This is a genomic window from Bradyrhizobium shewense (genome assembly GCF_900094605.1).
Classification (GTDB): Bacteria; Pseudomonadota; Alphaproteobacteria; order Rhizobiales; family Xanthobacteraceae; genus Bradyrhizobium; species Bradyrhizobium shewense.
Genome location: NZ_FMAI01000049.1, coordinates 20,795 through 27,883, shown reverse-complemented (window position 1 = coordinate 27,883; position 7,089 = coordinate 20,795). Strand labels below are relative to the sequence as shown.

Genomic DNA, 7,089 nt, shown 5'->3' with positions numbered 1-7,089 from the left:
TTGAGGTCCTGGCTGCGCAACGCGCCGGCCTCGTGCGCCACCCGCAGGCTCTCGGCCAGCAGCAGCTCCAGCTTGTCGCCGAGCCGCTTGCGCCAATGGCTCAGGTCCGAGCGCTCGTGCGGGAAGGCGTGCTGGAAGAACTCTTCGCCGGTGAAGAACTGGAAATACGGGTCGTGGACCCAGCGTTCGCACACTCCCTCATCGGACAACCCGTAAATGTGCTTGAGCAACAACAGCCCGATCATGAAGCGGGTCTCGATCGCAGGCCGGCCGTTCTCGCTGTAGAGCGGTGCGATCTCGCCGTCGATCCAGTCCCAATCAACCTTGCCGGCGAGCAGAACCAACTCGTGCTTCATGTTGATGATCTGGTCCAGCCGCGCCCGGAACAGGTCATTCGATCCCGTCGTCTTGTGCTTCTTCGGCCGCATCGTCCCCTCCGATGCACCCACAGAATCATGGCCTGCCGCAAAAGGGAATCACAAACGAATTTGCAGGGTTTGGCGGCCTCGACCTCCCAAACCCTGCAATCTCAAACCGTCTCAAATCCGAAAAACAGACTCCCGCTCAATCGCTTAGAGCCTTGTTCACGGGCGACTGATCAACGGATCAGGGACAATCTTTACCAAACAGCTGCCTAAGGTAAACTATAGGCTACATAGTCCTATTTGATGGCGAGAAATCCCTCGAAACAGACGTGCTTGTATATGGTCATGGCGTCCATAAACCCCGCACGATGCAACATATCGAGATTGCCCTTGGTCGAAAACGGCTCAAGAACGCCTTTCAAGCTGCTTGCTTTTCCCAGAACTTCTTCGGGGGAGTAGCCGTTCTCCAGCTTATAATCGATATAGATCGCGCTCATAATATCCTGAAACCGCGCATCTGGCGCCCTGACTTTCTCGAAAAACAGGAATGCTCCGCCCCAATTGAGTGACTTATAGATTAAGTCTATCAAGTTCTGGCGGTGTCGTGGCGGAACGAACTGTACCGTATAATAGGAGACGATAAAATCGCTGGCTTCGTAGTCTACCTCGCATGCGTTTGCGAGCAGGTACTCGACGTTCGGCGCTTTGCCCTGAGCGCTACGCGCGTATTCGATCATGGCGCGTTCGCTATCGATCCCGATCCAGCGCGTGCCGTGTGGATGGCGTTTCGCTAGTTGCCGCAGGAGCGTTCCGGTTGAAGTACCGATTTCATAGGCGACTGAGTCCTTCTTTACGAAAAAATCACTTACCTGTTCAATCAGGCTATGGCCGGCTTCATAGTTGGGAACGGACCTTGCGACGTGGCGATCAAAATATTGAGGGGTGTCGCCGCCGAAGCTCCAGCCGGCCCGTTCGGCCCGGATGCCATCTCCGGTAGGGCCCCTCTCTCTTGCAGCAGACTGCTCCAAGCTGTCCATGACTACCTCTCCCGGTCTTTCCGGTTATGCGAGCTGCAGTTTGCGTTCGCTTGTCGTTCTTCCGGCCAATTCGCTTTTGACCGCGGGGCTGAAAAAGACGGACAAGGCCTCGTCTTCAAAGAGTTTACCGAGTGGGGAAAGTCTCAGCCCGGCTTGGCCCCTATCGTCGAGATAAGCCTCTAATGCGCCGGCATTGTTCAGCTCGTCGACAAGAGCGTCATAATACCGCGAAAGCTGGGGATGAGCGGAGCGGAGCGACCGCAGGCTCTCGTCCTCGATGCGTCCGATACGCAGTCCTGTCGCATAAGAGGCGGCCAGCAATTCCTCATCGTCGACGGCCCGTCCGGTGGCGATCGGAACGTTGCCTGTCAAAACGGCATCCACATACGTCCGGATATTCGGGTCATTGCGAAACACGTGCCCCAGACGGTTTGCCTCCTCCACTTTGACGCCGCCATGGGAGTAGGCTCCCGCCCCCAGTCCAAGAAGATCGCTCGCCGTGTTCGTTCGGATCCTCTTGAATGGATCGGTAAATTCATGCGATCGCACAAAGCGGTTGCCGTCTGTCTGGTCATAACCGAGAGCGGCCATTTCTTGCCAAATAAGCATCCGGCCAAGAAGTGTGGTGAACTCGTCCTCGAACTCCGCTCGCTTTGTTTCCGTCCTATACCAGTGCCCTTGAGGACGGTCCCCGAATCGCCCGTGATACCAGGTCAGGTGTGGCGGACGGATCTCGGCGATGGCTTCAAGATTGCCCCATACTTCAGACGTCGACCCCTTATAGAGCCCCTGGATCAGGTCGAGATTCCAGTTTTCGAAGATCCGGTTTGCAATTGCGCATGCACGAATCGGAGTCTCGCGCTGGTAGCCGCGGGCCGCATATTTGAGGACTTCATCATCGAACGACTGTACTCCAAAGCTCAGGCGCGTAACGCCTTGAGCTTTAAGAGACCGCAGCTTGTGTTCGCCCTCAGGCGCGGTGATCGTGAGAGGGCTGCCTTCTATGCAAAACTCCGCGCCGGACCGCAGATCATATTCGCTTCGAATGGCACGTATTAAATCTCGCAACGCTGATTCATCGAGCACGAGCGGCGTGCCTCCGCCGATATAGACCGATGACACCACGGTGCCGCTTTGAGCGAGCCGCGCGCCCCAAAACGCGAGTTCACGTTTTAGCGCCGTCAGATAACGAGCAACTTTAGCGTCGTCCTCCATAGAGTGCTTTGCCCGGCCAGCGTAGTGATCGACTGTGTAGTGACAGAAGGTGCAGCGCGTTTCACAGAACGCTATATGAACATAGAGGCTGACTTCTTCGCCCCACTCGATCGTATCGATCACGCCTCTGGAATCGAGCGGCGTCAAGGAGTTGATAGGCGGGTAGATAGCCACCGAATGCGATCCGCCCAGGACCGCACGACTGATGCCGATTCCGGCGGCATGAAGTGCCGGCAACACCGCCGGAATTCCGAGCCGTCGCAGCGACGAACATGCTTGCTCAAGAGCGGATTTTCGCAGCCTCATCATCGCACCTCACACCATCGCGCTGTTGATGGATCATCGCCGTTGCGCGATGACGGTAAGATAAACGTCGGCGCGCGTATCTGGACTGTCGTCGTATCTGTAGATGACGTCGTATGGATTTATCAGGCGCGGCATATACTGCTTACGCCAATGGGTTGCATGCTCGCCTATGAGCGACGGGACGATTTGACCCCAAATGCGTTCCGCGATGATCGTAAGATCCGGATGCACGACGGCTTCGCGAATCCACGCATAGATTTCGTCGTACTGGACCCATGGCTGCCGGAGCGAAGCGAGATGAAGCTGCACGAGCCGATGGGTGACCGCGATGCGGCCTCCGGGGCGTACGACCCTCGCCATTTCTTTGACCATACTGGCTCCGAGTCCCAGTTCCCAGATGCCTCCGGTCCATTCGTTGACGGCCGCGTCAACTGACGCATCGGGCAGAGCGAGACGCTGCGCGAGACCAGGGCGAAAATCGAGATTCGTGAAGTTTCGTTCACAGGCGAACCGGCGCGCCCGATCGCTCAGGCAGCGAAACATCTCGACGGAAATGACGAGTCCGTTTTCCCCAACAGCCGGCGACAAGCGTCGTGCAACGCGTCCGAGCCCGCCGCAAACGTCGACCACGATGCTCCCGGGCTTGAGCAGCAGCAGTTCCGGGTGATTCGGAAGCAGATCCTCTTGCGCACGGACCAGTTTGTCTTCGACTTCAGGCACCTGGCTCCAGCTATTGTCGTTCTCACATGCCTTCAACAAAGGGAGACGCCATCGCAAGTACGCGGCTCGAAAACGCTTTGCAAAATCGGACACCCGGCCGGGAGACGGAGAAGACGCCGCATTGCCCAGCAACACTTCATCGCTCGGCAAATTGGGGATCAGGACGTCACCGAGCGCGTTCTCGATTGCGTGGACCGCTTTGAACATGGCATCAAAATCATCTTCGGCGGCATCGCCGGCGGGCCAGAGAGCGTCCGGATCAAGCCGTAAGCACAGACCTGAGATGAAGGCCGAGGTCGCCCAGGTCAGAACGCGTCTCCGCTCAGCCTCGTCCATGATCGACAGGTCGGGAGTCATGAGCAGATGGACGGCGACGCAATCGCGAACCATCTCCTCAAGCCCGGCAATCGGATGGTTTGGCACCGGCCAAGAAATTCCGTCCAGGTAGACCGCGGCACCGAGACGAATAAGGGAACGCCGAAGTTCACTGTCGCTCGACAGGCATTGCGTTTGCACCACCGTCTGGTGCATTCGAACAATGCCTTTCTGGCGAAGGCGGGCCAGTCCACCCAAAGTCAACTTATGATCTGCCAGCTGCGCGCAACGCAGCAGCAACTCCGGCGGATGCGTTTCGTCCCTCAGGCGCGTGGAGATCTGCTCAAGGGAAATCTCACTATCGAGGTCGATGACGATGGAGCGGCGCAAGCTTGCGGTGCGTGCACATTCCGCAATGCGTCGCAGATGCTCAAGCTCCTCGGTCGACGGCTTCGTTTGCGAGGTAATGTGCATAAAGCCGTGCTGGCGCAGCGAAGCCAGCATCTCGTCAATCATGGACTGATCGTCGAACTGAGCGCGTAGGACTGCCACATTAACAGGCTCGTTGCTGAGCGTGGTGACAAAATCCACCAGGCCGTCGCCAGGTGGCACGACCATGCCGATTTCGAGGTAACGGTGACTGAGCAATCGATGTTCTGCAATCTCGGCATCCAGAACCTCGACAGCTGGGTCGAGCATGACAAATGCATCGTCCGGCAGCTTCTTGGAAAGGCTGCCCGGTCTTGAGGTCTTAAGGTGCTCAAGCCGTTTCATGGGGCGCGCCGCCGCAGATCCGGTGTGAAGCGAGAGGGAGATCGCCTACGGCATGTGTTCCTTCTTCGTGAGGCAATTGCATTTCTCGAGGGGTTACGTCGAGTAGATCCGATCCGCTTACGATGACACCGAGCCCCGCCAGAGAATCGATTAGCGCGAGCACATCGGCCTGGGGGACATCGTTCAGGGCCGTTGACAATTCCACCAAGCTCTTCGGGACACGAAGGACATCAAAGAGGCAGGCAGCTCGATGCGAAAGCTCCGCATATTCATGGGCGGCCTCAGCGGCCGGAACATAGATCAGCCAATGTCGTGAAGAGGCTTCGAGGTCCTGGCCGGCGTCGAAGTCAAACGGATTCTCAATCCATGGGGTGAGATCATAGGATGACGAGATCATGGTCGCCGCGGGATGGGCGACGAAGCGGCTTGACTGCAAATTCCTGCTCGGGCTCTCTGCCGAGAAGGCCTCCGCCACGGTGTTGGGCCATATCAGGGGAGCGGCTTCGCCGAGCCGGCGCGCAAGCGCAACGCCGGCCGCGTCGATCGCCAGCACATCCTGGTGCCGAGGGGAGAAGAACTCCGCACGACCGGCCAAAAATGCGACAAAACATGCTGCCGTCCGCCAGAAGTAAGGCCCATTGTCCGCATAACCGCCTGACTGCACAAATTCCGACGCAACCGCTTCAACATCGAGCCCACTCGCGTGCAGGAGACGGCGCGTAAGCGGGACAAGGTCCAGCGCACCCAGAGCATTCCTGACCAATCCGCGACGATACATGCCAATGTTGGATTCGGTCGGCGCGGGAGTTCCCGCATAGTCCACCAGGATTGCAAGCTCATCCGCCGTGCAGCCAAGGGCATCTTCGGTCCTCGAGTTAGAGTCCATGACCCAATTCGCGAGCCGATCGTCTGTCAGCACGCGGCGCCACGTATCCCAGACCAGCCGCGCGTCCACTAGGCGGCCTCGCTGCACGTCGTGCGTCTGCTCGCCCGCCCGTAGGCGCGATCCCACGCCTTACGTCCCCGCTCGAGGTCCGAGAGGATTAGATCGGTGGTACGCCCGGTATCGGCCATTTCCCCATCGCAGTGGAGGGATTGCGTCTCATATTCGAGGATGACGGCGCCAGGGCGCGCACGCGACAAAACATCATCGAGCAGGTCCCAAACGGCTTCTGCAACCTGGGTATCGTGAAGGTCGTGATATTGACCTTTGATCCACCGCCCTCCCGCCATATGAATAGTGATGATACGGTCGAGCGGGATGGTGCTCAGAAACCGACGGATGGAATACCCCCTCCCGCGGTGGTTCTGCTCGTTCGCGTAGAGATTGTGCAAATCCAGGTGCAGGTAGGTGCCTGATAATTCAAGCATTCGCGCGAGGAATTCCTCTTCGGGCAAATCGCTACCGGGGCACACGCGGTAGTACGCAGCGTTTTCGTGCGCGAGCGGAACGCCGTAAAGATCTTGAAGCGCGCGCGCCCTCGCCGCCACACGAACAGCTTCAGCCCGCGAGAATTGTAACGGACTGCTCCAAACGTCGGACCAGGAGGCATCGCCGTAGAAACAGTGGTTGGCGACCGAAGCAACGTTGAATTTCTGAGACAGCGGAACGTGTCGTCGTACCGCCGCTGTGCTCATCAGATCGTCGAAGCCAAAGTCACCGCCGTAGTTCGAATGTCCGAGGAGCGGATATTTATCCTTAATATCGCGCATGAGATCGATGGCGCGAGGAGATACAAGACCCGGCCCATCAAGAGGACTCATGACCGAGTCAAACAGTATTTCCAGCGCGTCAAGAGGCTGGTTCAGAAACGGAAACCACCCAATTAATTCCGGGTTGAACTGAAGCCCAACGCCCAAGCGCGGAACGCTCATTTCCGAGACCTCCAATAGCCTTGGCGGCCCCGCAAAAGGCGACGCGCCAAGGCCACGCCGGATTAGGATCGGGCAGTTAGGGATGATCTGCCGCGCACTTCGCCGCGGTTGCGGCGCATCTCGCTGCGGTTGCGGCGCATCGCGCCGCGGTGGCCGCGCATCGGGCCGTCGCTGCCTTTGCCTGGGCATGCGCCGCAGTCGCCGCACATTTGGCAGCCGTAGCGGCGCATTGCGCGGCCGTCGCGGCACATTTAGCAGCTGCCGCCGCCGCTTCTTTCACCGAGAGCTTTTTGACGTCCATTGGATTTCTCCTTGTGTGGAATCAATTGTCGAAAACCACTTCTCGAAGTGTCGCACTCAATCACTAGTAGAACTACCTGATCCCGACGTGGCAGCCAGTCCCATTTGAGATAGGAGCAGTGGATTTTTTCCAGGGCTCGCGCTTTCATATGAACTCTCACCTACGATGATCAGGTAAAGTT

Annotated in this window: 6 protein-coding genes; all 6 read right to left on the bottom strand. The window is 58.1% G+C overall.

Going from position 1 to position 7,089, the window contains the following annotated elements:
- Positions 1-428 (bottom strand): transposase (locus GA0061098_RS40920; RefSeq protein ID WP_129591083.1); only part of this gene is annotated, 428 nt, incomplete at its 3' end.
- A 233-nt stretch (positions 429-661) separates the two neighbouring features.
- Positions 662-1,402, bottom strand: coding sequence for a methyltransferase domain-containing protein (locus tag GA0061098_RS40915; protein WP_091967371.1), 741 nt, complete (start codon positions 1,400-1,402; stop codon positions 662-664).
- 24 nt (positions 1,403-1,426) lie between these two features.
- Positions 1,427-2,926, bottom strand: a complete 1,500-nt coding sequence (locus GA0061098_RS40910; protein WP_091967369.1) for a radical SAM protein — start codon at positions 2,924-2,926, stop codon at positions 1,427-1,429.
- Between the two features lie 30 nt (positions 2,927-2,956).
- Complete coding sequence (locus GA0061098_RS40905) at positions 2,957-4,732, bottom strand: class I SAM-dependent methyltransferase (protein ID WP_091967367.1); 1,776 nt, start codon at positions 4,730-4,732, stop codon at positions 2,957-2,959.
- A complete protein-coding gene (locus GA0061098_RS40900) occupies positions 4,719-5,687 on the bottom strand; it encodes a hypothetical protein (RefSeq protein WP_129591082.1) in 969 nt (322 codons plus the stop codon). The genes GA0061098_RS40905 and GA0061098_RS40900 overlap by 14 nt, the downstream gene beginning before the upstream one ends.
- Positions 5,687-6,607: an MbnB/TglH/ChrH family RiPP precursor modification enzyme gene (locus GA0061098_RS40895; RefSeq protein WP_091967364.1), complete on the bottom strand. Its 921-nt coding sequence runs from the start codon at positions 6,605-6,607 to the stop codon at positions 5,687-5,689. Before GA0061098_RS40895 ends, GA0061098_RS40900 begins: the two co-directional genes overlap by 1 nt.
- Positions 6,608-7,089: the final 482 nt, after the last annotated feature.